Origin of the sequence: Kaistella treverensis (assembly GCF_900114045.1) — a bacterium.
Lineage (GTDB): Bacteria > Bacteroidota > Bacteroidia > Flavobacteriales > Weeksellaceae > Kaistella > Kaistella treverensis.
Genome location: NZ_FORQ01000001.1, coordinates 152,313 through 176,615, shown reverse-complemented (window position 1 = coordinate 176,615; position 24,303 = coordinate 152,313). Strand labels below are relative to the sequence as shown.

The 24,303-nt window shown below is 39.5% G+C and carries 24 protein-coding genes; 6 read left to right on the top strand and 18 right to left on the bottom strand.

All coding sequences use genetic code 11. The features are described from left to right. Positions 1 to 43 precede the first annotated feature (43 nt). Positions 44 to 3,007: a tetratricopeptide repeat protein gene (locus BMZ55_RS00885; RefSeq protein ID WP_089817836.1), complete on the bottom strand. Its 2,964-nt coding sequence runs from the start codon at positions 3,005 to 3,007 to the stop codon at positions 44 to 46. A 431-nt stretch (positions 3,008 to 3,438) separates the two neighbouring features. On the opposite strand from BMZ55_RS00885, the gene BMZ55_RS00880 reads away from it, so the two are divergent. Both BMZ55_RS00880 and BMZ55_RS00875 read left to right on the top strand, forming a co-directional pair. Beyond that, positions 3,439 to 5,121, top strand: coding sequence for an APC family permease (locus BMZ55_RS00880; protein ID WP_089817834.1), 1,683 nt, complete (start codon positions 3,439 to 3,441; stop codon positions 5,119 to 5,121). Positions 5,122 to 5,126: 5 nt separating this feature from the next. Beyond that, on the top strand, positions 5,127 to 5,474 hold the full coding sequence (locus BMZ55_RS00875) for an Mpo1-like protein (RefSeq protein WP_089817832.1): 348 nt from the start codon (positions 5,127 to 5,129) through the stop codon (positions 5,472 to 5,474). 85 nt (positions 5,475 to 5,559) lie between these two features. Here the strand turns inward: BMZ55_RS00875 and BMZ55_RS00870 are convergent, their stop codons facing one another. Both BMZ55_RS00870 and dgt read right to left on the bottom strand, forming a co-directional pair. Beyond that, positions 5,560 to 6,492 (bottom strand): SPFH domain-containing protein, encoded by a 933-nt coding sequence (locus tag BMZ55_RS00870; protein WP_039345253.1) that lies wholly within the window; start codon positions 6,490 to 6,492, stop codon positions 5,560 to 5,562. 57 nt (positions 6,493 to 6,549) lie between these two features. Continuing rightward, positions 6,550 to 7,905, bottom strand: a complete 1,356-nt coding sequence (gene dgt / locus BMZ55_RS00865) for a dGTP triphosphohydrolase (RefSeq protein WP_089817830.1) — start codon at positions 7,903 to 7,905, stop codon at positions 6,550 to 6,552. 77 nt (positions 7,906 to 7,982) lie between these two features. Here dgt and BMZ55_RS11390 point away from each other — a divergent pair, with 77 nt between their 5' ends. After that, complete coding sequence (locus tag BMZ55_RS11390; protein WP_233701856.1) at positions 7,983 to 8,411, top strand: DNA-formamidopyrimidine glycosylase family protein; 429 nt, start codon at positions 7,983 to 7,985, stop codon at positions 8,409 to 8,411. Further along, positions 8,390 to 8,719 (top strand): Fpg/Nei family DNA glycosylase, encoded by a 330-nt coding sequence (locus tag BMZ55_RS11385; protein WP_233701855.1) that lies wholly within the window; start codon positions 8,390 to 8,392, stop codon positions 8,717 to 8,719. Before BMZ55_RS11390 ends, BMZ55_RS11385 begins: the two co-directional genes overlap by 22 nt. A 51-nt stretch (positions 8,720 to 8,770) precedes the next feature. Here BMZ55_RS11385 and gcvP read toward each other — a convergent pair whose 3' ends face one another. The 15 genes from gcvP to glgP form a co-directional block, all read right to left on the bottom strand. Beyond that, positions 8,771 to 11,629 (bottom strand): aminomethyl-transferring glycine dehydrogenase, encoded by a 2,859-nt coding sequence (gcvP, locus tag BMZ55_RS00855; protein ID WP_089817828.1) that lies wholly within the window; start codon positions 11,627 to 11,629, stop codon positions 8,771 to 8,773. Between the two features lie 296 nt (positions 11,630 to 11,925). Then, on the bottom strand, positions 11,926 to 12,585 hold the full coding sequence (locus BMZ55_RS00845) for a J domain-containing protein (protein ID WP_089817824.1): 660 nt from the start codon (positions 12,583 to 12,585) through the stop codon (positions 11,926 to 11,928). An 86-nt stretch (positions 12,586 to 12,671) separates the two neighbouring features. Next, on the bottom strand, positions 12,672 to 13,136 hold the full coding sequence (locus tag BMZ55_RS00840) for a DoxX family protein (protein ID WP_089817822.1): 465 nt from the start codon (positions 13,134 to 13,136) through the stop codon (positions 12,672 to 12,674). Beyond that, positions 13,137 to 13,577 carry an SRPBCC family protein gene (locus BMZ55_RS00835; RefSeq protein WP_089817820.1) on the bottom strand — a complete coding sequence of 147 codons (441 nt, stop codon included), beginning with the start codon at positions 13,575 to 13,577 and terminating at the stop codon, positions 13,137 to 13,139. It lies immediately after the preceding gene. 20 nt (positions 13,578 to 13,597) lie between these two features. Then, positions 13,598 to 14,020 (bottom strand): SRPBCC family protein, encoded by a 423-nt coding sequence (locus tag BMZ55_RS00830; RefSeq protein ID WP_089817818.1) that lies wholly within the window; start codon positions 14,018 to 14,020, stop codon positions 13,598 to 13,600. A 20-nt stretch (positions 14,021 to 14,040) separates the two neighbouring features. Then, entirely contained in the window at positions 14,041 to 14,898 is an 858-nt protein-coding gene (locus BMZ55_RS00825; RefSeq protein ID WP_089817816.1) for a VOC family protein, read from the bottom strand. Between the two features lie 34 nt (positions 14,899 to 14,932). Beyond that, the gene (locus tag BMZ55_RS00820) at positions 14,933 to 15,346 is read right to left on the bottom strand and encodes an SRPBCC domain-containing protein (protein ID WP_089817814.1); all 414 of its coding nucleotides are present in this window, start codon (positions 15,344 to 15,346) and stop codon (positions 14,933 to 14,935) included. 66 nt (positions 15,347 to 15,412) lie between these two features. Then, complete coding sequence (locus BMZ55_RS00815; protein ID WP_089817812.1) at positions 15,413 to 15,826, bottom strand: SRPBCC domain-containing protein; 414 nt, start codon at positions 15,824 to 15,826, stop codon at positions 15,413 to 15,415. Between the two features lie 79 nt (positions 15,827 to 15,905). Beyond that, positions 15,906 to 17,117 (bottom strand): DUF763 domain-containing protein, encoded by a 1,212-nt coding sequence (locus BMZ55_RS00810; protein WP_089817810.1) that lies wholly within the window; start codon positions 17,115 to 17,117, stop codon positions 15,906 to 15,908. Between the two features lie 84 nt (positions 17,118 to 17,201). Further along, positions 17,202 to 17,699: a thiol peroxidase gene (tpx, locus tag BMZ55_RS00805; RefSeq protein WP_039345288.1), complete on the bottom strand. Its 498-nt coding sequence runs from the start codon at positions 17,697 to 17,699 to the stop codon at positions 17,202 to 17,204. Positions 17,700 to 17,881: 182 nt separating this feature from the next. Continuing rightward, positions 17,882 to 18,715 (bottom strand): arsenite methyltransferase, encoded by an 834-nt coding sequence (locus BMZ55_RS00800; protein WP_089817808.1) that lies wholly within the window; start codon positions 18,713 to 18,715, stop codon positions 17,882 to 17,884. A gap of 149 nt (positions 18,716 to 18,864) precedes the next feature. Continuing rightward, positions 18,865 to 19,014: a hypothetical protein gene (locus BMZ55_RS11305; RefSeq protein WP_177179765.1), complete on the bottom strand. Its 150-nt coding sequence runs from the start codon at positions 19,012 to 19,014 to the stop codon at positions 18,865 to 18,867. 92 nt (positions 19,015 to 19,106) lie between these two features. After that, positions 19,107 to 19,787 (bottom strand): DedA family protein, encoded by a 681-nt coding sequence (locus BMZ55_RS00795; protein WP_089817805.1) that lies wholly within the window; start codon positions 19,785 to 19,787, stop codon positions 19,107 to 19,109. Between the two features lie 64 nt (positions 19,788 to 19,851). After that, positions 19,852 to 20,964, bottom strand: coding sequence for a peptide chain release factor 2 (gene prfB / locus BMZ55_RS00790; RefSeq protein ID WP_089817804.1), 1,113 nt, complete (start codon positions 20,962 to 20,964; stop codon positions 19,852 to 19,854). A 193-nt stretch (positions 20,965 to 21,157) separates the two neighbouring features. Then, complete coding sequence (gene glgP, locus BMZ55_RS00780) at positions 21,158 to 22,813, bottom strand: alpha-glucan family phosphorylase (protein WP_089817800.1); 1,656 nt, start codon at positions 22,811 to 22,813, stop codon at positions 21,158 to 21,160. A gap of 163 nt (positions 22,814 to 22,976) precedes the next feature. On the opposite strand from glgP, the gene BMZ55_RS00775 reads away from it, so the two are divergent. Continuing rightward, positions 22,977 to 23,552 (top strand): DUF1572 family protein, encoded by a 576-nt coding sequence (locus tag BMZ55_RS00775; protein WP_089817797.1) that lies wholly within the window; start codon positions 22,977 to 22,979, stop codon positions 23,550 to 23,552. Positions 23,553 to 23,647: 95 nt separating this feature from the next. Then, positions 23,648 to 24,229, top strand: a complete 582-nt coding sequence (locus tag BMZ55_RS00770; protein WP_039345311.1) for a cupin domain-containing protein — start codon at positions 23,648 to 23,650, stop codon at positions 24,227 to 24,229. The last annotated feature ends 74 nt before the right edge of the window (positions 24,230 to 24,303 follow it).

The window sequence follows — 24,303 nt, the reverse complement described above, 5'->3', positions numbered from 1 at the left end:
ACATTTTACACCCGACATCGTACAGCCGACATCATACAATTATCTACTTTTTAATTAGTTTTTTTAATTCTTTCGCTTCGCTTACAATTTCCGGGAAGTCGCCGTAGTTTTCGATAATTTGGTCGGCGGTGTAACTTGCCTGGTAATTATCTTTCAAGCCAATATAATTTTTAACCATTAAAACCAAAGATTTTGCGCCCCAATATTCTTCAGAAGCGTAATTATTGGCGAGTTTGAAAATGGTTTCGTTCGAAGATTTAAAGGCTTTTCCCTTGTTTTGGTAGAAAGCTTTCGCATATAATGCTTCCGCCGCAACTTCGGTATTCGAAGATTTTTCCAACGCTGTATAAGCTGCTTTCGCCTCGGAATCTTTTCCGTTGTTCATCAGACTTCTGGCTTTAATGACTTTCGCAAGCTCGTTTACCGAAGCTGGATTTTTCGGATTTTGAAGCACCAAATCAGCGAGCATTTCCGATTTTTTGAAATCTTTTTCGTCCGCGTAGATTTTCATTAATTCTACATTCGCGAAATTTTTCACGTTTATATTCGTAGAATTTGCCAAATTAACGAGATATTTTTTCGCTTCATTCGGGTTGTTCTGCGCCAGATAAATCTGTGAAATCCGCGTTTGTGCATCTTCCTGATAATCGTTTTGTACTTTGGCAACTTCCTGTAAAACCAACAAAGCTTTCGTGGGATTATTGGTTTGGAAATAGCTTTCACCGAGCTGATATTGTGCCTGATATAAGCCTTCGCCGGTTGGATTTTGAGTGAGATATTTTTCAAAAAGTGGTATGGCGCTTTTATAATCTTTATTTGCGTAGAACGTTTTTGCGCGGTTCAGGTTAATTTCATCGATTTCCGAAGCATCGATGCGTACACCTAAACTTTGTGCAAAACTTTGGTAACCCGAAACATCATTATTTTTAATGAAAACCGGGCGCGCTGCCTGCACAATTTTGCTGGCATAAGCCGTGTTTTTATACTGATTTACCAGCGATTTGAATTCCGATAAAGCTTTTGCGTCGTCATTTAAATCGATATAATTCTGCGCGCGGTAGATTTGCGAATTCGCGACCAAATCTTTGTCAGAACTTGTTTTGATGACTTGTGTAAAATAATCGTTTGATGTTTTGAAATCATCATTGGCGGCGTACGCAGTTGCAATTTCATATTGTGCATCATCAAAATATTCCGAGTTTTTATATTGCGTCAATAATTTCTTAAGCTCCGCAATTTTCGCTACAGTATCACCTTTAAAACCTAAAGCTAAAGCTTTTTGGAACAATGTATAATCATCAGCATTTTCCGCTTTGTCGTAAATCGCGATCGCTTCGTTCAAATCGTTATTCGCGTAATACGTGTCTGCGAGGCGAAGTTCCGCATCATTTTTAAATTCCGGTTTTGGATCTTTCAGATAAGCCGTAAAATATTCCTTGGCTTTCTCGAATTTTTTTGATTTAAAATAAGCATAACCCAAATCGTAATTCAGCTGCTGTTTTTCTAAAAATTCTTCGTTTTTAAGTTTTTCAAACCTTACAATCGCCGACGGATAATTTCCTTTTTGATAATAGGTTTGCGCCAGCCAGTACGTCGCTCTGGTATTGAATTCTTTATTATAATTAAATTCCAGACTGCGTAAAAAATACCGTTCTGCAGCATCTAAATTTCCTTTATTAAATTCTTCAGTTCCGATTAAAAATGAAACTTCCTGATCCACTTTATCGGTTTCTGGCGAGGAATTCGGCATTTTATCGATGGCTGCCAAAGTTCCTTTGTAATCACCGGAATACAGATAAGATTTCACCAAAAGTGCCTTCATATCTTTTGTATCCGCACTGTTCGGGTATTTCGAAATATAACTTTGAATCACCGTAGAAGCCGATTCAAAAGGATTTCCGAGTTCATAACTCAGCTTCGCATATTGCAAATGTGCGAGTTGCTGAACTTTAGCATCGTAAGTCATTTGATATGCGGAACGGAACGCCGAAAGTGCTTCCTGTTTTTTACCAACTTCCAGATACGCGTTTCCAAGCTGGTAATACGCGTTTTGCGACGTCGCCGATTTACTGTTCAATAATTGATTATAATACGAAACCGCTTCATCATATTTTTTCAGATGAGCCGAGACAAATCCCATTTCATATAGATCGCTTTCTGACGGAGTTTTCTTGCTGTCCAGATAAATTTTCAAATGCGGGTACGCCGATTCGTAAACACCTTTCATAAAATAACTTTCACCAATCATTTTGTGAACCTCGGTTTTATATTCGGCAGAAATATCCTCATTTAGCAGCGAATTTCCTTCTACAATCGCTTTGTCGTAATCTTTTTCATTAAAATAAAGCTGCACGTAATACGGTTTTACCACTCGCGCATATTTTTCGTTGTCTTTGATCTGATCGAAAAATGAAAATGCTTTATCGTTCTGTCCGTCAGCGTAATACAAGTGCCCCAACATGTAAGCAACATCGTACTTATCTGAACCTTCCGCAGAAACATAAGCTTCTTCCAAAGCTTCAATCGCGCCGCGGGAATCGCCGGTCATGAATTTCGCATAACCGAGTTTCATGATATATTCCGTGTTTTCTTCTTTCGAAAGTTGGTATTGGTTTACATTTTTTAATGTTTCCAAGGCTTTATCAAAATCCTTTTGTGCCAGATAAAAATCGGCTAAAGGCAAATTCGCCTGAGCAAAATACGCGGAGTTCGGATATTCTCTAATAAAAGCGTCCAAACCTTCTTCCGCATGGTTTTTCCGCAGAATTACACCGATGACATTATCAAAAAACTGCGCAGCTTCTTTCTTTGAATTCGACAGATTTTCATTATAAAAATACTGTCTGGCGTATTCAAATTGTGAAGCGTTGTAAATTTTATTCTGGTAAAGATTTTCTGCGAGGTTAAAGCGGTAGTTTTCGCGGTCGCTGAAATATTGGGATTGTTGTGCCTCCGAGAAGCCGAAATAGAATATCGCCGTTGCGACGAAGATTTTTTTTGAATTCATGAAATCCTAGTTTTCGGAAAGTTTTTTTTTAGAAAGTGGACGAAGCATTTCAGCAAAAATCTGCCGGATACTTTTCCACATTTAATCAACGAAATTAACGAAAACTTATTGCTTTCACAAGTTAATTTCTAGCTTGTGGAAAAGTGGATAATTTCTAAATTGGTGAGCTTCAAACTTTAACCACAAAAAATTCGGCCATAAAAGCAGCTTTTTTTTTGAAATTAATTAAGCAACAACAATTCATTAAAATCGAAAAAAACACCAAAATAACCCGGAATTTTTCAAGCTAAAAAGGTGAAATTCTGGTGAAAAAATTAAAGCTAATTTTTACCTGCTAAACGGGCATTTTTTTCAATAATTTCCTGCTTAAAGCACCAAAAAAGTCATTTTTCCAAATTTTCTTTTACATTTGTGTAAATTAAAAATTTAAGATGAATCAGCTTTTCAGAAGAAAACAATACAGTGCAAACGACCATTCCTCGGGATTATTGCGCGTTTTAGGAGTTTGGGATATTGTCTTTTTCGGAATTGCAGCGATTATTGGGGCGGGAAGTTTCAGCTCCCTCGGCGAAGCGGTTTTCCGCGGTGGTCCTGGCGTCATCGTTCTCTATATTATTTGTGGTTTTGCGTGCGGTTTTACGGCGCTTTGTTATGCAGAATTTGCAAGTAGAATTCCGACCGCCGGTTCAGCCTACACCTATGCGTACGCGAGTTTTGGCGAAATTATGGCGTGGATTATCGGTTGGGCTTTGATTATGGAATATTCCTTCGGAAATATTTATGTAGCTTTTTCCTGGTCAGACTATTTTACGAGTTTTATGGGCAGAATCGGGCTTCACATCCCGGAATATTTAACTGCCAGTTATCCGGAAGCGAAAAAAGCTTTCTTTGGCGGTTCCCAAAATCAGGAACTTCTCAACGCCTGGAAAACAGCTCCAATTATTGGTAATTTAAAAATTATTCTGGATGTTCCGGCGCTTGTCATCAACGGTTTGATCACATGGCTGGTATATGTCGGTGTCAAAGAATCAAAGAATTTTAATAATATTTTTGTTTTGCTGAAATTGTTCATCATCCTTTTGGTAATTGCGGTTGGTATTGCTTTTATCAATACTGATAACTGGTTCCCGGCGAGCATTGAAACCGGCGAGCAGTCCTTTATGCCGAACGGATTTGCTGGTGTGATGAGCGCCGTTTCCGGAGTTTTCTTCGCCTATATCGGTTTTGATGCGTTGAGTGTTCTTTCCGAAGAAACCAAAAATCCACAGAAAAATTTGCCACGCGGAATGATAATTTCCCTCGTACTTTGTACTGTAATTTATATTATTTTGACGTTGGTTCTTACGGGAATGGTGGATTACAGAAGGTTTGAAGGCGTAGGCGATCCACTTTCTTTCATCTTCGAAAAAACCAACGCAAATGTTGCCTGGATGGAATTTGTGGTTTCGCTCGGTGCTATTATTGCGATTACCACGGTTTTACTCGTTTTCCAAATGGGACAGCCGCGGATTTGGTACGCCATGAGTCGCGATGGTCTCATGCCGAAAAAATTTATGGAAATTCACCCGAAACACAGCACACCGTCATTTGCAACGATTATTACAGGTGTTGTGGTAGGAATTCCTATTTTATTTACCGATAAATCGTTCATTTTAGATTTTACAAGCATCGGGACAATTTTCGCTTTTGTGCTCGTTTGTGGTGGCGTTTTGCTTTTGCCTTCCAAAGAAAAACTGCCCGGCAGATTTCATCTGCCTTACATCAATTCGCAGTTTATATTTCCGGTTCTTTTTCTCGGCGGACTTGCATTTTTCTACTTCTGGCAGCCGGAATTTTTCCATAATTTAATGGACTGGAAAGATCCAAACGAAGGTGAATTCAGAATTTCAATGTTCTTTTTCCTTTTAATAAATATTGGTTTGTGCGTTTTAACTTTAATTAAAAAACTCTCACTCATTCCACTGATGGGTTTAAGCTCGTGCCTTTATTTATTAACCGGAATGACGCATAACAACTGGTTTTGGTTCCTCGTGTGGTTTGCTTTGGGCATGATTATTTATTTTGGGTACGGTTTTAGACATAGCAAACTGAACCGCGAAAAAAATGCGGTGTAAGCGCAATGGAAGACCGAATAAAAACCTTTTCAGAATTTTACGAATTTTACCTCTTACAGCACCGAAAAATGTGGACACGGATTTTCCACTTCGTTGGAACCGCGCTGGTGCTTGTAGTTTTAATTTATGTCATCCAGTCCGGAAAAGAAAGATTTCTGTGGTATTTGCCGATTTTTGGTTTGGGTTTTTCGGCGCTCAGTCACTATATTTTTGAAAAAAATAAACCGACCACCTTTCAATATCCACTCTTCACCTTGATAGCGGATTTTAAAATGTTTTATGAACTGCTTATCGGTAAGGAAAAATTTAAAAAAGCTGAAGAAAAAGAAACTGAAGAAAAAGCTGAAATTTAATTTTTTAGAAAAATTCAAAAAACATGCTTTTTAGGCGAAAAAAAACGCTCCCAAATCGGAAGCGTTTTTTTTTATTTTTATGAAATTAGTGCGAATGAGATCCCGTTGGAGGTGGATAATCGCCTTTGCTGGTTTCTTCCATTTTCTGCGTAGCTGCCATTGAAACTACAAGATCGTTCAACATTGAACTTGCAGCACTTGGCGAATTCGGCAAAAGCACAAGGTTGCTTCTGTTATTCGCTCCAATCGAATGTAGCGTGTCATAATGCTGCGTCACCACAATCAGCGCGGAAGCTTCCTGAGAGCTTATTCCCGCTTCATTCAGCATTTTTACAGATTCTTCCAAACCTTTCGCAATTTCGCGTCTTTGGTCGGCAATACCCATACCCTGAAGTTTTTTGGATTCTGCTTCAGCTTTCGCCACAGCAACAATTCTAATTTTTTGCGCTTCAGATTCGTATTCTGCAGCGGTTTTTTCGCGTTCCGCGGCATTAATTCGGTTCATCGCGTGTTTCACCTGCTCGTCCGGATCGATATCGGTTACCAAGGCTTTGATAATGTCGTAACCGTAACTTTGCATCGCTTCCTGCAGTTCACCTTTTACAGCGATAGCAACGTCATCTTTACGTACAAAAACATCATCGAGTTTCAGTTTTGGAACTTCCGCGCGTACGACATCGAAAACGTACGAAGTGATCTGGTTTTCCGGGTTTTCCAAACGGTAAAATGAATCGGCAACCTGCGCGGTAATTACCTGATACTGAACAGAAACTTTCATTCTGATAAATACGTTATCTAAAGTTTTGGTATCAATAATTACATCTAACTGCTGGATTCTCAAATTCATACGTTTTGCAACCTGATCGATGAAAGGTATTTTTAAATGAAGACCGGACTGGCGCACGACGTGAAATTTACCCAACCGTTCCACAATCGCAGCAGTTGCCTGCTTGACTGTAAAAAATGAGGCAAAAAGGACGATTAATCCTAAAAAAATAATAATTCCGAAATAAGTCATATTTTAGTTTTTATGGTTAAACTGGTTACTTCTGAAAGATAATCAAATTTTCGGAATTTACATCGTCATTCCGATCTCAATTCCTTTAATTTTCCGGTAAAGATCGGTCGCAAAATTATCCGTCATTCCTGAAACAAAATCAATCACGCCCAAAACCTTTTGGTAATCGCTTCCGTTTTCGTAAACAAACTGTTGCGGTAAAAGTTTTAAAGCCATTTTATCGTAAGATTTTCGTTTCTCATTTTCGGTTAAAATAGGCGGAATAAAATGATTAAGCAACTCGTACATAACATTATAACCCGCATTTTCAATTTCAATGACGGCTTTGTGACCGTAAATTTTCTCAATCGAAAAACTTTCAATTTCCTGAAGCGAAGAATTTTCGCTTTTAAAAATATCCAGCAGCGCTTTATCTAAAGTTCCTTCTAAAATGTCGGAAAAACGCTCTTTATAAATTTCGATCGATTTATTAATTAAAGCATTGATGACTTTTGCGCGCAAATAGGAAATGCGTTCATTAGCATTGGTCAAAACCGCAAGCTTATCTTCTACCCTTTTGGTATTCGCATTTTCAGATTTTATGAGGTCAAAGAACAGATTTTCGCAATCTGCCGTGGATACGATTCCCAGGCGATGCGCATCTTCCATATCGATGATGTTGTAGCAAATATCGTCGGCCGCTTCAACAAGCCAAACAAACGGATGCCTTTTAAAAATTACGGGTTCTTCACTTTCAGAAATCAGCTGAACTGATTTTGCGATATTTAAAAAAGTATCTTTTTCGTTCTGAAAAAAATTGAATTTTTTCCTGTGTATTTGCCCCTTTTTTTTCGCTACAGCTTCACACGGATATTTAGCAATACTTGCTAAAGTTGCAAATGTGAGCTGCGTTCCGCCATCATCTTTTCCGGTTTGCTGATGCGTTAAAACTCTGATTGCATTTGCATTTCCTTCAAAATTAACCAAATCTGCCCATTCTTTTTCGGTAAATTTTGGTTTTAAATCAGCTTCATTTTTTTCGAAATAGCTCGCAATGGCGTCTTCCCCCGAATGTCCGAACGCCGGATTTCCAACATCATGACATAAACACGCCGCAGCGATTACATTTTGAAGATTGTGCTGATAAAAATTTTGGGCGTTCAAATCGAGTTTTTTCTCGAAATTCTGAAAGATAAATTCACCAACTGAACTTCCCATGCTTCGGCCGACCGAGGAAACTTCCAGCGAGTGCGTAAGCCGGTTATGCACAAACACGCTGCCCGGAAGCGGAAAAACCTGAGTTTTATTTTGAAGTCGGCGGAAAGCTGCTGAGAAAATAATCCGGTCAAAATCGCGCTGAAAATCTGTTCGTGAAGCAGGCGTTGAAGTTGGGTTTCCGGTGCGCTGATGCGTGAAAATGCTGTTTAAATCCATATTTCAAAAGTACGTTTTTTCCCGAGCTTTCTAAAATGGTTTAAGTTTTGGAGCTCTGCTTAAAAAATTTCACCAACATGCCCGAAGGACCTTCCATAAAAATCCTGAAAGACCTCGCAGAAAAATTCATCGGTCAGGAAATCATTTCCGCTTCCGGGAACGCGAAAATCGAAATGGACCAACTGCCGGGAAAAACTTTCGAAGCGTATAAAACCTACGGAAAGCAATCTTATCTGGTTTGCGGTAAACTGGTCGTCCGGATTCACCTGCTTTTGTGGGGCAGCTATTCACTGGACGAGCAGACAAAACCCGACCGGCAGCTTCGCTTGCATCTCAAATTCGAAAATGGTGATCTGTATTTTTATTCGTGTTCGGTTAAATTGTTAGATTCAAAAGTTTTAAAAGAAATCGACTGGCACGCTGATGTTTTGAGTGATGAATGGAAACCTTTAAAAGCGAAAAAAAGCTCAAATTGCAGCCAGAAATGTTGGTTTGTGATGCGCTGATGGATCAGAATATTTTTTCCGGCGTCGGGAATATCATCAAAAACGAAGTTCTTTTCCGGATTGGCGTTCATCCGGAAAGTTTGATCGGAAGATTACCGCCGAAAAAGTTATCAGCGCTTATTTTCGAAGCGCGCAATTACAGTTTTGATTTTCTGCGCTGGAAACAAGAATACGTGCTTAAGAAAAACTGGCTGGTTCATACCAAAAAAATCTGCCCAAAATGCGGCGAAAATTTAACAAAAAGACACACTGGCCTCAATAGCAGACGCAGCTTTTTCTGTGAAAAAGACCAGAAATTATATCAATAAAAATTCCCGGCTAAAACCGGGAATTTTTTCAATTTATATAAGCAAGTAATCTTACATGTAACTTTCAATTGGTGCGCAGGTACAGATTAAATTTCTGTCGCCATAGGCTTCATCAACTCGGGAGACCGAAGCGAAGAACTTGCGGTCGCGAACCCAATCCAATGGATAAGCTGCTTTTTCGCGGCTGTATGGTTTATCCCAGGAATCAGAAATTACAACTTGCTCGGTGTGAGGCGCGTTTTTCAAGACGTTATTCGCCATATCTGCTTTTCCTTCTACGATTTCGTCGATTTCTTTTTTTATTGAAATCAGTGCTTCTGCGAAACGATCCAATTCTGCTTTACTTTCCGATTCAGTCGGCTCAATCATCAAAGTTCCCGCAACCGGGAAACTTACCGTTGGTGCGTGGTAACCGTAATCCATCAATCTTTTTGCGATGTCGGCAACTTCAATTCCGAACGCTTTAAACTGTCGGAAATCTACGATACACTCATGTGCCACGCGACCCTGTCTGTTTGAATATAAAATCGGGAAATGTTCCGCTAAAACTTCTTTTAAATAATTGGCGTTTAAAATGGCAAAATTTGTAGCCTGTTTCAAGCCATCAGCGCCCAACATTTTAATATAAGCGTAGGAAATATTTAACACCAAAGATGAACCGTATGGCGCACCGGAAATTGCAGCAATAGATTCATTTCCACCGGTTTTAACGTTTGGATTTCCAGGTAAAAATTTCACCAAATGTTCAGCGACGCAAATCGGACCAACACCTGGACCGCCACCGCCGTGCGGAATTGCGAAGGTTTTATGAAGATTTAAGTGGCAAACATCTGCTCCGATATCACCAGGTGAAGTGTAACCAACCTGCGCATTCATGTTTGCGCCATCCATATAAATCTGTCCGCCGTGCTGATGAATTAAATCGGTAATTTCCTTGATATTGTCATCGAAAAAACCGTAAGTTGAAGGATAGGTGATCATCACCGCGGAAAGATTTTCGCTGTGCTGTTCTGCTTTCGCTTTCAAATCTTCAAAATCGATTTCACCGTTTTCGAGGTTTTTCACTACCACCACTTTCATACCGGCAATTACCGCGGATGCCGGATTTGTACCGTGCGCAGATTGTGGAATTAAAACAATATTCCGGTGACTTTCGCCACGCGATTTATGATATTCGCGAATCACCATTAATCCTGCATATTCACCCTGCGCACCGGAATTCGGCTGCAAAGATGTGCCCGCAAAACCTGTGATTTCTGCTAAATCTTTCTCTAATTCTTTAATTAAAATCTGATATCCACCAGCTTGTTCAGTTGGTACAAACGGGTGCACACTGCCCCATTCCGGCCAGGAAAGCGGAAGCATTTCTGTTGCCGCGTTCAATTTCATTGTACAAGAGCCAAGGGAAATCATGGAATGTGTAAGTGAAAGATCTTTTCTTTCCAAACGCTTGATATAGCGCATCAATTCGGTTTCCGTATGGTAAGCGTTGAAAACTTCTTCCTGTAAAATAGCGTCGGTTCTCAAAAGCTCTTCCGGAATATGAACTTCATCTTTGAAGGTTAATTTAAAACTCTGGGAAGCTAAAAAGTCTGCAAAAGCATCAAATAAATACTGAACTTTCTGAACGGTTGAAGTTTCATTTAAAGAAATGCTAACAATTCCGTCCGAGAAATAATTCAAATTAATTTTCCGGTCAAGCATCAATCGAGTCAATTTTGCTTTTTGCGCTTCATTCATGCGGATTTTTACCGTATCAAAAATCGGTTCATCGGTGATGTCATAACCTAAAGTTTTTAAACCGTTTTGCAACGCAGTTGCTTTAAAATGAATTTGGTCCGCTATGAAATTCAAACCTTGTGGTCCGTGGTAAACCGCGTACATTCCTGCCATTACCGCCAGAAGAACCTGCGCTGTACAGATATTGGAAGTTGCTTTTTCTCTTTTAATATGCTGCTCACGCGTTTGCAAAGCCATACGCAAAGCACGTTTTCCGTAAGCATCCTGAGAAACACCTATAATTCTTCCCGGTAAATCGCGTTTATATTCGTCTTTACAAGCGAAAAAAGCCGCGTGAGGACCACCGTAACCCATCGGAATACCAAAACGCTGTGTAGTTCCCACCGCGCAATCTGCGCCCATTTCAGCAGGTGATTTAAGTTTGACCAAAGCCATCGGATCACAGGCAACTACAACCTGCAAATCTAAAGCTTTGTAAGCGCTGATCGTATCGGTATAATCGATGACAACTCCGTTTTTTCCCGGGTATTGCAAAATTGCACCGAAAAAAGATTCATCAAGTTTTTCTCCTTCAAAATTTCCAACTACAACGTTAATTCCTAAACCTTCAGCTTTGGTTTTTAGAACAGCAACGGTTTGGGGTAAAACCAAATCCGAAACGAAAAACTTATTAGCTTCGCCTTTTTTTTGGGTTTTTGTACGGCTTTCGAAGAACATGTGCATAGCTTCCGCAGCTGCTGTTGATTCATCTAAAAGTGAAGCATTCGCCAAATTAAAACCGGTTAAATCGCAAACAACAGTTTGGAAATTCAATAAAGCTTCCAGACGGCCTTGCGCTATTTCTGCCTGATAAGGCGTGTAAGCGGTATACCAGGACGGATTTTCCAGAATATTTCGTTGGATGGCACTCGGTAAAATAGTATTGTTATAACCAAAACCGATATAATTATCGAACATTAAGTTTTTCGCCGCCAACTCTTTGGAGTGTGCAAGCATTTCGTACTCAGAAAGAGCATCGGAAATAGAAAGTTCCTCTTTTGAGCGAATGGAATCAGGAATGGTCTGACCGATAAGTTCCTCAATATCTGCAACTCCAATACGGTCTAGCATTGCCTGTTGATCGGCTTTATTCATGGAAATGTGCCGGTTTACAAATTGTGTAGTATTCATATTACTTTTACTGGATTTTTATAAAATAAAGGTTTGTAAAAATACAAATATTTGGGCAACGCTACAATTGATAAATGTCGCTAAATTCAATTTATTGAAAGTATTATTTGGAACTGTTCTAAATAAATTTTACTTTTGCGCCATGAATATTCAGATTATTCCGTTCAAAGTTGCGCCATTAGCACCAGCCCCAAGTTTCAAAGAAGAAATGCTGTGCGGCAAAAAGAACTGCTGCAAAAAGTTTAAGAAAGGAAAAAGGTGTAAAAAATGCCCCGGAAGGGTGAAATTAGCTTAAACTAAATTTCAATACCAAAAAGTACTTTAGCTAAAAGCATTGCGGCGATAATCAGGAAAATTATCGCGATGGTAATTCGGCTTGCTTTTGACGGATTTTGCGTTTCTGCTTTTTGTGCCTGCTGCGGACTTACCAATTTCTCTGCCTCTTCCCGGTTTTGGTTCTCCGTATTTTCAAAAACTTCGGTAATTGTAATTTGCTGCACTAAAGTTTTATTCAGCAAAGAATTGGTCACATGCAGCAACAGCTGAAACTGACCGTTTTTAAATTCCGTTATTCTGATAGTTTTTTCGCCATAACCTTTTTCGAGACCAAAAGGCAAAACTTTAACAATATCCGCGTTGATAGTTTGCCAGGAAATAATGACTTCCTCACCTTTTTGAACGCGGACTTTGTTCGTGGTAAACGATTTGATGACCGGCGGCAGATTCGGTCTGTAACTTCGTTGCTGATGACCTAAATTATCATCGTAAATCCGTCTTTTTTCTTTGTCATTCAGCATTTCGTAAGCTTCCTGAATTTCGCGAAAGCGGTTTTCGAAAAATTCATCGCCCGGATTTTTATCGGGATGATATTTTAATGATAATTTTCGATAGGCTTTTTTGATGTCTTCCTCGGAAGCATTTTCGGCGACACCAAGAAAATAATAATAATTCTTCATTCAGGATTTTCGGGCTGAGCAGCACTCCATTTTGGTACGCAAAAATAGAGCTTTTAAATTTTTGAGCAGAAGATTTGGTTAAATTTTTACTGTGTTGGCAGATAAATTCCGAAAAACCACGTCCAGGCAATCAAAATAATTTGCATGGGTAAACGCTCTTTAAATAGATAAGCCATTCCGGGTCCGGAGAAATCACCTTTAAATAAATTAACTTTTTTCCGCGAAGAATTGATGTTGGCAAAAAATACAAGAACTAAAAATACAATCAGGAAGATGGCGGTCGCTTCACGCAAAGTGGGAAAAAAGAGCAAAATACCGGCAAGAATTTCCAGCACGCCGGTGAAGTAGACCAAAAACATTTTCGCCGGTAGAAAATCCGGAATCATGAGCGCCATTCCTTTTTGAAATTTAAAATGCGCTAAGCCGGTGAAAATCATAAAAACCGAAAGTCCAAGGTTTCCGGAAAAAATAAAGTCAAAATACCCGTAAAAAATTTTGGTAACACCCAGACTCAGCAGAAAAGTTACCGCGATGATGAAAAGTAATTTCATCTAGCTTTCCGCGATTTTTTTCAAAAGCTCAAAACCTTTATTAAAACCGGTATTCATCATATCCACCATACTTTCATCGGCATGTACAATTGCGCGAAGTTCAGTTGTTGTATCGTCCACTGCGCGCAGGAAATATTTTTCCTCGGTTCCGCTCCATTGCTTTACATCTCGGCTTTGCGTGTCTTCAACATCGTTTTTGTAAGTGCCCAAATGACTGAAAACCACTTCGGTTGGCTCATTTAAACTCACGATGGTAGAAACCATTCCTTCACCATTTTTATTGGTGAAATAAGTTTTTCCGCCAACTTTCCAGTCGGTTTTAAACTGCGAACCTTCTTCAAAAAACTGCGTCCATTGTCCATAAGTTTCTTCGCTCCAAAGCAAATTCCACACATCCTGAATCGGTGCGTTGATGTACATTTCGTAATTTAAAGTTTCCATTTTTGCGTTTTTTTTAAAATTTATTCTTCAGAAAGCTGCTTGATTAATTCCAGATTTTTCGGGTATTTTGTTCGGAAAAAATCCACAAATTCATCAAGTGAATTTACTTTCACGGTGAGCAGCGTTCCGTTTTCATTTGATTCTAAGAAATAGCTGACGGTAGAATTTTCCCAGTTTTGCGGTTCCGGTTTTCCATCCATGATCCAGCCGAGGTGTTTCATCGAAAGTTGCTGCGGAAAATTATTTTTTTCAACCACGTTATACATGCCGTTGTTGGACTGATCGAGAAATTTCATCGTGCTGCCTTCGCTCCAGTCGCCTTCAAAATAGGTGCCTTCGTTCATTGCAGAAGACCATTTTTGGTAAGCATCCTGCGTAAAAAGCACTTCCCAGACTTTTTCGCGATTGGCATTTATTTGCTGCTCAAAGACCAAATTTTTCATTTTTATATAACTTATGGTTGCTAAGAATTGTACGCTGTTTCCAGATCAGAAATAATGATTTTCTGCATCGTCATCATCGCCTGCATCACCTTCGCGCCTTTCGCGTGATCTTCACCATTCATCAGTTCCAGAAGCTTCTTCGGAACAACCTGCCAGCTTACACCAAACTTGTCTTTAAGCCAGCCGCACATTGACTCTTTTCCGCCGTCGGCGGTTAAGCCATTCCAATATAGGTCGGTTTCTTCCTGAGAATCTGTCATTACAACAATTGAAATTCCTTCATTGAAATCAAACGGATGATCGTAGGAATAATCCATGCAAAACAGCGTGTAACCATCGATTTCAAAATGGGCGTGCTGAATATTTTCCGGGTTTTCTTCGGCTTTATCTCCGTCGCCGTATTTTAAAATGGAACCTATTTTGGAATTTGGAAAAATGTCGGTGTAGAAAATCATGGCTTCCGCAGCTTTGCCATTGTTTTCGTGTAAAAACATTAAGGTCGGCACAATTCTTTGAACCTCTTTTTTAGCGTTGATAGAAAGTTGCCACGTTACACCAAATTTATCACGAACCCAACCATATAATTCCGACCACGGCTGCTCCGCAAGCTCTAATAAGACTTTTCCGCCATCCACCAGATTTTCCCAATATTTTTTGAGTTCGTCAGCATCTTCGCACAAAACGGTAAATGAAATCGAAGCGTTTTTCTGAAACTGTGGACCGGCATCTAAAATCATTAATTTTTGCCCAAACAGCTCGATATTTATTACCATTTGGGTGTCAACCGTGATTTTACCGCCAAAGGTTTCACAGTAAAAATCGGCGGCCGCTTTGCCGTCTCCATCAAACCAAAGACAGGGAAAAATTTCGTTCGTCATTTTTAATTTTACTTAAATAAAAAAAGCCGCAGATTTAGTGGTTTTCTACATATTTGTGAAAACGGTCTAAAATGGCGTACCAGCCGATTCTTTGCATTTCGCGTGAAAACTGAACTTCAGGCTCGAATACTTCGATGATTTCAGTGGCATTTTCGTCTATTTTTTTGAAAAAGACTTCCACTTTTCGGCCGTCATCCAGAACTGTTCGCACATATTCCCGCGGACGGATTTCATCAATAATGCCGGAAAAATTATAACCAAAGGATTTGTCTTTGTATTCCAGCCGATAATCAAACCGGCCGCCTTCCCGAAAATCGATAACGGCCTTGGGGCAATGCCAGTTTGTAGTGGTAAAATTCCATTTGACAATATGCTTGGGCTGATAAAAAAAATCCCAAACTTTTTCTATTGGTTTTAAAATGGTAATGTTCACGGTTATGGGCTCCATATTAGCTTATTTTTCATAAAAATACGGAATAAATTCCAAACCGCTTAAGCCAAAATTGATTTTAGGTTAATTGTTTTCCACATATTTATGAAAGCGATCGAGGATAGCATACCAACCGTCACTCTGCATTTCACGCGGTTGACTTTCGTCGGGGTCGAAGGTTTCCGTGACCTTTGTGGTGCTTGCATCTAATTCTTCAAAAGTGACCAGAACTTTCCGGTTATCGTCCAGATGATAGCGTATTTTCTGCTTCGGAATTACTTCATCATACGTTCCTTTAAAATCAAAACCGAACTCGCCATCGCGCTGCTCCATTCTGTAATTAAATTGGCCGCCAACACGCAGATCATTTTCCGCGGACGGACAAACCCAGGACTCATCGGCGAAGTTCCACTCGGTGATGTGAGATGGTTCTGTGAAAAATTCCCAAACCTGCGAAACAGGTTTTAAAATCGTAATTTCAAGTGTTATTGGCTCCATATTTCTGTTTTTTTAATGTGATTTATTTGCCGTTAAAAGCTGCTTTTTTTTGAATTTAAAAAAAATACCGTTTTAGCAGCTAAAAAAGCGAGAGCTGAATTGCGGTATTACCTTTGGGTTTTTCAGCATCGCCAAAGACGGTTTTTCCGCCATATTTCCAGGAATTTTTGCGTTCTTCCTCAATGACGTCATTAATATCAAAATTCGGTTCAAAATGTTCTTCCGCTTTTGCCATCATGCGGTGGAGCTTTTCAACGGTTTTCAATTGATCGGAATTTCCGAGCTTTGATTTTTCGACACCTTTTTGAAGAATTGAAATCGTCTCATCATAGATTTTCAGCGGCACTGGAAACGGATGACCGTCTTTGCCGCCGTGCGCAAACGAAAACCGCGCGGGATCTTTAAATCGTGAAGGCGCGCCGTGAATGACTTCGCTCACCAAAGCTAAACTTTGCAGCGTTCGCGGGCCGACACCTTTAAGCAATAAAAGTTCCTCGAAATGTTCGGGCGGAGTTTCGCGCGTCATAGAAAGTAAAGCTCCCAATCTTTTCAAATCAACATCCGAAGCCTGAACATCGTGATGCGCCGGCAAGATTAACCGGGCAAAATCAGACATTATTTTTTCGGAATTGGTATGCGAAATTTCGAGAATTCCACTCCGGTTTTCTTTCGCGTTCTGGGAAGTGAGATTTAAAATCTGACCGCGGTTTATTCCTTCAATTCCTGTGTGCGGTTCTTCCACAAAGGATTTTAAGTTTTCAGAATGCCAGTGATAGCGCCGCGCGGTTTTATCTTTCACATTCATTCCCTGCTGAATCACCGCCCACTTACCTTCATCGGTGAGCATAAAATTGTGCGTGTACAACTGATAGCCATCCTGAACGGCGGTATTATCTACTTTTGCTGAAAGTTTGCTTGCACGGACAAGTTCTGTACCGTTTAAACCAGTGGTTTCCGAGATCTTCACAAGCTCATTTGGTGTTTGGAGCGACAGTTTTCCTTTTCCGCCAGCGATATAAATTCCAAGCGATTTTGCCTGCGGATTGATGGCTTTTTTCAGCGCGCCCATGACCGAAGTGGTGATTCCCGACGAATGCCAATCCATGCCCATGACCGCACCAAAACACTGGAACCAAAACGGATCGCTCATGCGGCGGATAACCTCATCTTTGCCGTAGTCGCACAGCATAACTTCCACCACCGAAAGACCGAGTGTGGACATTCGGTCGTAAAGCCATTGCGGGACGTAGCCGTAATGCAGTGGTAAATCTGCAGAACCCGAACGTTTCATTTATTGAATTTACTTTTCTATTTCAGACAAAAAACCTCGTCAGAAACTGCTTCCTGACAAGGTTAAAACTTTTAATTTCGGATTTTATTTTAAAGCGTTTAAAGCTGCTTCATAATTCGGCTCCTGTGCAATTTCTGCAACCTGCTCGGTATAGATCACTTTTCCGTCTTCATCAGCAACGATTACCGCGCGGCTTAAAAGGCCCTGCATCGGCGAATCTTCCATCGTCACTCCATAGTCATCGCCGAAAGTTCCGCGGAAATCAGAGAGACTTTCTACGTTATCCAAACCTTCTGCAGCGCAAAAACGGTTTAAAGCAAACGGTAAATCTTTGGAAACATTTATTACGACTGTGTTTTCCAAATCAGCTGCTGCTTCATTGAATTTTCTTGCAGCTTCGGCGCAAACGCCGGTATCGATGCTTGGAAAAATGTTGAAAATTTTACGTTTTCCGCTGTAATCTTCGCTAGTTTTTTCTTTCAATTCTCCGTTGATTAACCGGAAATTTTTAATGGTGCTTCCAACTTCAGGTAAATTTCCCACGGTGTGCACCGGACTGTCGTGTAATGTAATATCTGCCATAATTGTAATAATTTTTAATTATCTCAAATTTAAAGAAACTTTCACCAAGTCCCGAATTATGAAAGTTAAATAATTCTTAATTGATATTTTTCGGCGGTTAAACAAGCACTTTTTTAAAAGCAAAAAAATCCGCTTTTAAGGCGGAATTTTTTTTTAAGCAGCTTAAAAATTTACTTAATGTTTTAGCAACAGGTCGGGCCGCAGCACTCGTTTTGCTTTTCACCGTAAACCGTGATGCTGAAAATTATATTTTTATTGGAATTGTAAATTTCAATTTCCTCTTCATTCAGATAATTTTTCAGAATATCGTTCGGAATGATAATCGGTTTTTCTTTCTGAATGGTGACGTTCTGAAAGCCGCAATTTTTAATGATTTCCAGATATTCATCTTTCTGAATTGCGCTCGCCACGCAGCCCGCATACATTTCGGCGGCGTTTTTAATTTTTTCAGGTAAATCACCGGTTAAAACAATATCCGAAATGCTGAAATGTCCGCCAACTTTCAAAATCCGCTGCACTTCGCTGAACGCTTTCGGTTTGTTCGGCACGAGATTCATCACGCAGTTGCTCACCACAACATCCGCAACATTGCTCATCGTAGGAATATTTTCAATGTCGCCCAGACGGAATTCCACATTGTTGTATTTCAATTTTTCGGCGTTCAAACGTGCTTTATTGATCATTTCCGGTGTGAAATCGATGCCGATGACTTTTCCGGTTTCACCCGTTTCGTTTCGCGCCACGAAGCAATCATTTCCGGCGCCGCTGCCCAAATCGATGACGGTGTCACCAGGTTTAATTTTCGCAAATTCGGTTGGTAAACCGCAGCCTAATTTTAAATCTGCTTCGGCGTTATAACCTTCAAGATGATCGTATTCATCGTTCATTACGTTATAAACTTCGGTGGAACAACCGCCGCTTCCACAGCAGGAAGTTGCGTTGGTGTCTTGATTCTGCAAAGCAATTTCACTGTATTTTTGCTTTACCATTTCTTTGATTTCTTCGTTGGTAGTCATGGATTTAAGATTAGAAGTTAGATTTTAGAAGTATGATGGATGAACAGTTAAGATATGTTTTAAAAAAATTTGCCGTTAAAAGGGGATTTTTTTACGTTTTAATGATTAGCCGAAGGAATTTTCTTCGCTGAGTTTGGTTGTAATTCCTTTTAAATACTTGTGAAGTTTTTCGATTGTCGCTTCGTCGATGCAGTAGCAAACGGAATTTCCTTCGATATTTGCTTTGATGATTTTTGTTCGGTTTTGCTTGCGTCCATATTCATATTTTGATATTGCAATATTACGATATAGTTTTTCACATCTCCAAATTTTTTAGCGATTATTTTTAGGCTTGAAGCAAAAAAAAAGCACCTAAAAGATGCTTTTTTTTAAATTTATAAAAATTAATTTTTTACTCCGATATTTTTTCTTCTTTCTTTTTTCCGAAGAAAAATTTAATGATTATCGGTAAAGTAGTCATCAAAACGATGATAATGATAATCATCTCGAGATGCGATTTTAAATCAATTCCGAATTGGTTCTGAAAAAGTGCATCCAAATAATGTCCGGCAAAAATCAGTGAAAAAGACCACAAAATTGCTCCAATAATATTGTCGATCAAAAAACGGCCTTTATCCATTTTTACAATTCCGGCAACAATCGGCGTAAAAGTTCTTACCACCGGTAAAAATCTCGCCATAATCACCGCCAAAGCGCCATGCTGCTCGAAAAAGTCATGTGCCTGGAAGAGATATTTCTTTTTGAAAAGGAAAGAATCTTCTCTTTTGTACAATGCCGGGCCGGCTTTTAAACCAAACCAATATCCGACTTCATTACCGATGATTGCAGCAACTGAAACCGCTGAAGCTAAAATGGTAGTGTCTAAAAAATCGCTACCTGTGGAGCCTAATGTTTCATTTACAAGTTCTACCGCGTAAATACCGGAAACAAAAAGCAGGCTGTCACCCGGAAGAAAAAAACCGACAAACAAACCTGTTTCCGCAAAGATTATAAATAAAATGAGCCAAAAACCGCCCATTTTTATGTAAAACTCAGGATTTAATAAATCCTTCCAACTTTCAAAATTCTCCATATTTGCAAAGATAACAAAAGAGCTCTTCTGCAAAGAATAAGAAATTGTTAAAGTTTATTAAATTTTAAAGCTCGAAGTTATCATCGGAAACCGCCGTTCCGTCGGCCATTAGAAATGCTTTAAGAAACGGCGTCAGATTTCCGTTCATCACACCGTCCACATCCGAAGTTTCAAAGCCAGAACGTACATCTTTCACCAGTTTGTACGGGTGCATCACGTAATTTCGAATTTGGCTGCCCCACTCGATTTTCATTTTACCGGCTTCTATCTCAGTGCGCGCTTTCATACGCTCTTCAAGTTCCATTTCGTAGAGTCGCGATTTCAACAACTGCATTGCTTTTTCTTTGTTTTGAAGCTGTGAGCGCGATTCGGAATTTTCAATTATAATTCCAGTGGGTGCGTGACGCAAACGAACTGCGGTTTCTACTTTATTGACATTCTGTCCACCGGCGCCACTCGAACGCATGGTTTCAAAGGAGATATCTGCAGGATTAATGTTGATTTCAATCGTGTCGTCCACCAACGGATAAACGTAAACCGAGACGAAACTGGTGTGGCGTTTTGCATTGGAATCAAACGGAGAAATCCGCACCAAACGGTGAACACCGTTTTCACCACGCAGATAACCAAAAGCAAATTCACCGTCAATTTCCAGGGTCACGGTTTTTATTCCGGCAACTTCGCCTTCCTGATAGTTCAGTTCACGAATTTTGTAGCCTTGATTTTCTGCCCACATCTTGTACATCCGCATCAGCATCGAAGCCCAATCGCAGCTTTCCGTTCCTCCTGCGCCAGCTGTAATTTGTAAAACCGCCGAAAGTTCGTCGCCTTCATTCGAAAGCATATTTTTAAATTCTAAATCTTCGATTTTCTGAACTAAAACCGGAAAAGCTTCATCAAGTTCCCGCGCGGAATCCGGATCTTCTTTAGCAAATTCCATTAAAACCTGAATATCTTCAAAACGTGTGAAAATTTCCTCGTAATCATCCACCCATTTTTTCTTGGAACGCAGCTGTTTCATGAAGATTTCCGCTTCCTTCGGAGTGTCCCAAAACTCCGGTGAAACAGTTTTTTCTTCGTCATTTGCAATCTCAATTTTTTTCCGGTCGATCTGCAGATATTTATACAAATCTGCTATCCGGGATTGCGTTTCTTTTATCTGGTCGCTGTTGATCACTCGATTTTAATTTTAGCAAAAGTAATATTTTTTAAAGGAAACCTAAATTACCGCAAAATGCAAAACTGAAAAACTTGCCGTTAAAAGGGCAAATTTTTTCGATTTATCTAATCGCTTTATTTTTAAAATTAAAAATTCGGCACAAAAAAGCCGGAAAATTTGCATTCTCCGGCCGGTATTTTTTGGTATTGATTTAAAGGTAAATCTGCTTGTAATATTCATCGGCCATTCGGTCGGAATTGAAAGCAACTTTTACATCGTCCATCGCGGTTTGCTGAACAGTGCGCCATTCATCAGGTCTGTCGTAATACATCGGGATTATTTCGTTTTCCAGGATTTCATAGAGTTTATTCAAGTCATAATTATCTTGGTCATAAACGCTCATGTTTTCGTAATCAGCTTTTGTAACAACAAATGAATTTTTACCGTGTTTGGTAAACTCCGGAATCCAACCATCATCGGTGGAAAGATTTACCGAACCGTTCATTGCTGCCGTCATTCCCGAAGTTCCGGAAGCTTCGCGCGGTACACGCGGATTGTTTAACCAAACATCAGAACCTTGCTTCATCGATTTGCTTAAGGACAATTCGTAGCCCGTAAGAACCGCCATGTTTTTGTAATTTTTACTTTCTTCAACAAGTCCGTTGAAGGTAGAAATCGCGGAATAATCCATCGGATAAGGTTTTCCTGCCCAGATAATCTGCACCGGATATTTCGGATTGTTCAAAAGTCTTTCAAAACGTTCTTTGTCGTGCAGCAAAAGATCAGCTCTTTTATAACCCGCAAATCTGCGAGCCCAAACGATGGTTAAAACGTTCGGATCGAATAAATTTCCTGTTTGATCGGCAACGATTTTGAAAAATCTTTTCTTTAAATGCTTTTTGCGGAAATCAAATAAGGTAGAATCAGCTTCATCTTTCGACTGGTAAAGCGGTTTATCTGCCCAATATTTAAATTCCTGTGCGTTCGTAATTGCTTTAATTTCACAAATATTTGGGTATTTGCTCCACATTTCACGGGAAACTACTCCATGCAGTTGGGAAACACCATTAGCAACTCTCGCCATTCTGAGCGCACAAAGCGAGTGATTAAAACGGTCGTCATCTACACCTTCGATGTTTTTAACCTGATCAATGCTTAAACCTGAAAAGTAAGACATATCATGGCACATGGTAAGATTATGCTTTTCATTTCCGGCTTCTTCCGGCGTATGCGTGGTGAAAACCAGTTTTTCTTTAACTTTATTCAAATCGCCACCGAATTTCTTCAATAAATAAAATGCTGCCGGCAAACCGTGCGCTTCATTTAAATGATAAACATCGCGCTCGAAATTCATCATGTCCAGAAGTTTTGCGCCACCTTTTCCTAAAAGAATATATTGCGCAAGTTTGGTAGATTCGTTAGCGTCGTACAGACGGTGACAAATTGTTTTTGAAATATGGTCGTTTTCCGGCACGTCGGTGGAAAGGAAAAACATCGGCGCAGTGTGGAAAACTTCCGGCGCCAAATAATACACTTTCACCCAAACCGGCGCGGAATGGATATTTATTTGAAACTTAATGCCCGTGTCCTGCAAAAAAGAATACAATTTTACCGTCCAGGTTGGTTGTAAAGTCTGGTCGTGATTTCTGGCCTGATCGTAATAACCAAATTTCCAGAGAATGCCGATTCCTACCAAATCCTGCTTTAGGTTATAAGCACTTCGCATGTGCGAACCCGCCAAAAATCCGAGCCCGCCGGAATATATTTTCAACGCCTGATCAATGGCAAATTCCATTGAAAAATAGGCAACTTTTTTAGAATACTCCGGATTGATGCTGTATGGCATCGTATAGTTTTTAAAATCCATTTTTGTTTAAAATTAAAAATCAGCTGCAAATGTATTGATTAAAAAGCGGTCTGAAAATGAATGACACCAAAATTTTGCAATAGCTGCGCGAACTCATATTAAGCGCCGAATAGCAAATTTTAAAAATTACATTGCGTAAATTTGAGTTTTTAAAAGTTTCATCATGAAAGAAATAATTTTTGCTGAATTCCAGAAATATAAATATCAAACCGACGAAATTTTTTCGGTGTTAAATGAGCCTATTTTCTTCAAAAAAATTAATGATGAAAGCAAAACCATCACTGATTTGGTTCAGGATTTTGCTGAAGAATTCGGGACAAAAACGGCTTTTTTTTCTGAAATAGAAAATGAAAAAATTGGGCAAAATAGCAGCAAATTTCTTCAATATACTTTGACTTCAAAAGCCGAAGTTCTACAGTTTTGGTCTGAAAGCTGGGAAATTTTATTTAAAAACATTGAAGAAAGTCCCGCGGAAAAATGGGAAAAATTCGGTCAAATAACCGGTAAAAAATCTGATTTTGAATCAATGGTTTTAAGCCAACTTTCAAGCTGTGCGTTCTCCGTGGGTCAAATTATTTTCCTCGCAGAATTGCTTCAAAACGAAAAAAATTCAGCTGAAAAAATACAAACAAAAATTCTGTTTTCGCAAAAACCGGAAAATACAGCCGATTTGCCGGAAAATTCTTCGCCCGTGTGTTTTGCGAAAAGCGACGAAGTGCGCGACGAATACAAAATTTAAAATAGCTGATAAATTTCAGTATTGATTTAAGTCAGTACCAAAAAATATTTCTCCTCGCCGCTTGTGTTTAATTTTACACCATCAAAACACATGTAATGGAAACACCTATCGGATTACAGAAACTCGAGCAGGTTTTAGCAGATCTGAAAGCGAAAAATAGCCTAAGCTTCGAGGAAGTTTGCGATTTACTTTTCACCTTTCACATTAAGGATTTCGAAGAAATCTACCAGATTTCTGCTTTGGAAATTCCGGCGGAAACCTGTATGAGAATTCCGGTCTTTCAGGGCGAATTTTTCGCGGCGCTGAAAATCTGGGGCATAAATTACTGTTCTGTTATCCGGGATCATGTGAATTATGATACCAAACTTAAAGTACTGAAAGGCAGCCTGACGGAAATTAGTTACCGCGAAAATGACAATTTTATTGAATACGATTCGCGCGCAACAGCTAAGGAAGGCGATATTTTAATTGAGAAAACTACAGACATTAACTCGATTATCAATAATTCCGACGAAATTACGGTAAGTCTTCACGTGTACAGAACGCCAAAACTGAATGTAGAAAACGTAAGAATTTTCGATACGGAGCAGCGCAGAATTGGCCAGCTGTCGCACCACGCCACGGTTTGTTCCTGGAAAGCAGTTGATAATCATTTTAAAAAAATAACCCAGATTTAGGGCAAAAAAAAGTTATATTTAGTTAGATTTCATTTCATTAAGAATCGCGCTTCGGCGCGGTTTTTTTGGTAATA

Excerpts from the sequence above, each read along its gene's own strand:
- BMZ55_RS11385 (WP_233701855.1), top strand. The coding sequence starts at position 8,390 with ATGTTGGTTTGTGATGCGCTGATGGATCAGAATATTTTTTCCGGCGTC.
- dgt (WP_089817830.1), bottom strand. The coding sequence starts at position 7,905 with ATGGATTTAAACAGCATTTTCACGCATCAGCGCACCGGAAACCCAACT.
- BMZ55_RS00775 (WP_089817797.1), top strand. The coding sequence starts at position 22,977 with ATGAAAGAAATAATTTTTGCTGAATTCCAGAAATATAAATATCAAACC.
- BMZ55_RS00870 (WP_039345253.1), bottom strand. The coding sequence starts at position 6,492 with ATGACTTATTTCGGAATTATTATTTTTTTAGGATTAATCGTCCTTTTT.
- BMZ55_RS00880 (WP_089817834.1), top strand. The coding sequence starts at position 3,439 with ATGAATCAGCTTTTCAGAAGAAAACAATACAGTGCAAACGACCATTCC.
- BMZ55_RS00845 (WP_089817824.1), bottom strand. The coding sequence starts at position 12,585 with ATGAAGAATTATTATTATTTTCTTGGTGTCGCCGAAAATGCTTCCGAG.
- BMZ55_RS00820 (WP_089817814.1), bottom strand. The coding sequence starts at position 15,346 with ATGGAGCCCATAACCGTGAACATTACCATTTTAAAACCAATAGAAAAA.
- BMZ55_RS00875 (WP_089817832.1), top strand. The coding sequence starts at position 5,127 with ATGGAAGACCGAATAAAAACCTTTTCAGAATTTTACGAATTTTACCTC.
- BMZ55_RS00830 (WP_089817818.1), bottom strand. The coding sequence starts at position 14,020 with ATGAAAAATTTGGTCTTTGAGCAGCAAATAAATGCCAATCGCGAAAAA.
- BMZ55_RS00815 (WP_089817812.1), bottom strand. The coding sequence starts at position 15,826 with ATGGAGCCAATAACACTTGAAATTACGATTTTAAAACCTGTTTCGCAG.
- glgP (WP_089817800.1), bottom strand. The coding sequence starts at position 22,813 with ATGGATTTTAAAAACTATACGATGCCATACAGCATCAATCCGGAGTAT.
- BMZ55_RS00810 (WP_089817810.1), bottom strand. The coding sequence starts at position 17,117 with ATGAAACGTTCGGGTTCTGCAGATTTACCACTGCATTACGGCTACGTC.
- gcvP (WP_089817828.1), bottom strand. The coding sequence starts at position 11,629 with ATGAATACTACACAATTTGTAAACCGGCACATTTCCATGAATAAAGCC.
- BMZ55_RS00840 (WP_089817822.1), bottom strand. The coding sequence starts at position 13,136 with ATGAAATTACTTTTCATCATCGCGGTAACTTTTCTGCTGAGTCTGGGT.
- BMZ55_RS00770 (WP_039345311.1), top strand. The coding sequence starts at position 23,648 with ATGGAAACACCTATCGGATTACAGAAACTCGAGCAGGTTTTAGCAGAT.
- tpx (WP_039345288.1), bottom strand. The coding sequence starts at position 17,699 with ATGGCAGATATTACATTACACGACAGTCCGGTGCACACCGTGGGAAAT.
- BMZ55_RS11390 (WP_233701856.1), top strand. The coding sequence starts at position 7,983 with ATGCCCGAAGGACCTTCCATAAAAATCCTGAAAGACCTCGCAGAAAAA.
- BMZ55_RS00835 (WP_089817820.1), bottom strand. The coding sequence starts at position 13,577 with ATGGAAACTTTAAATTACGAAATGTACATCAACGCACCGATTCAGGAT.
- BMZ55_RS00795 (WP_089817805.1), bottom strand. The coding sequence starts at position 19,787 with ATGGAGAATTTTGAAAGTTGGAAGGATTTATTAAATCCTGAGTTTTAC.
- BMZ55_RS00825 (WP_089817816.1), bottom strand. The coding sequence starts at position 14,898 with ATGACGAACGAAATTTTTCCCTGTCTTTGGTTTGATGGAGACGGCAAA.
- BMZ55_RS00885 (WP_089817836.1), bottom strand. The coding sequence starts at position 3,007 with ATGAATTCAAAAAAAATCTTCGTCGCAACGGCGATATTCTATTTCGGC.
- BMZ55_RS00800 (WP_089817808.1), bottom strand. The coding sequence starts at position 18,715 with ATGACTACCAACGAAGAAATCAAAGAAATGGTAAAGCAAAAATACAGT.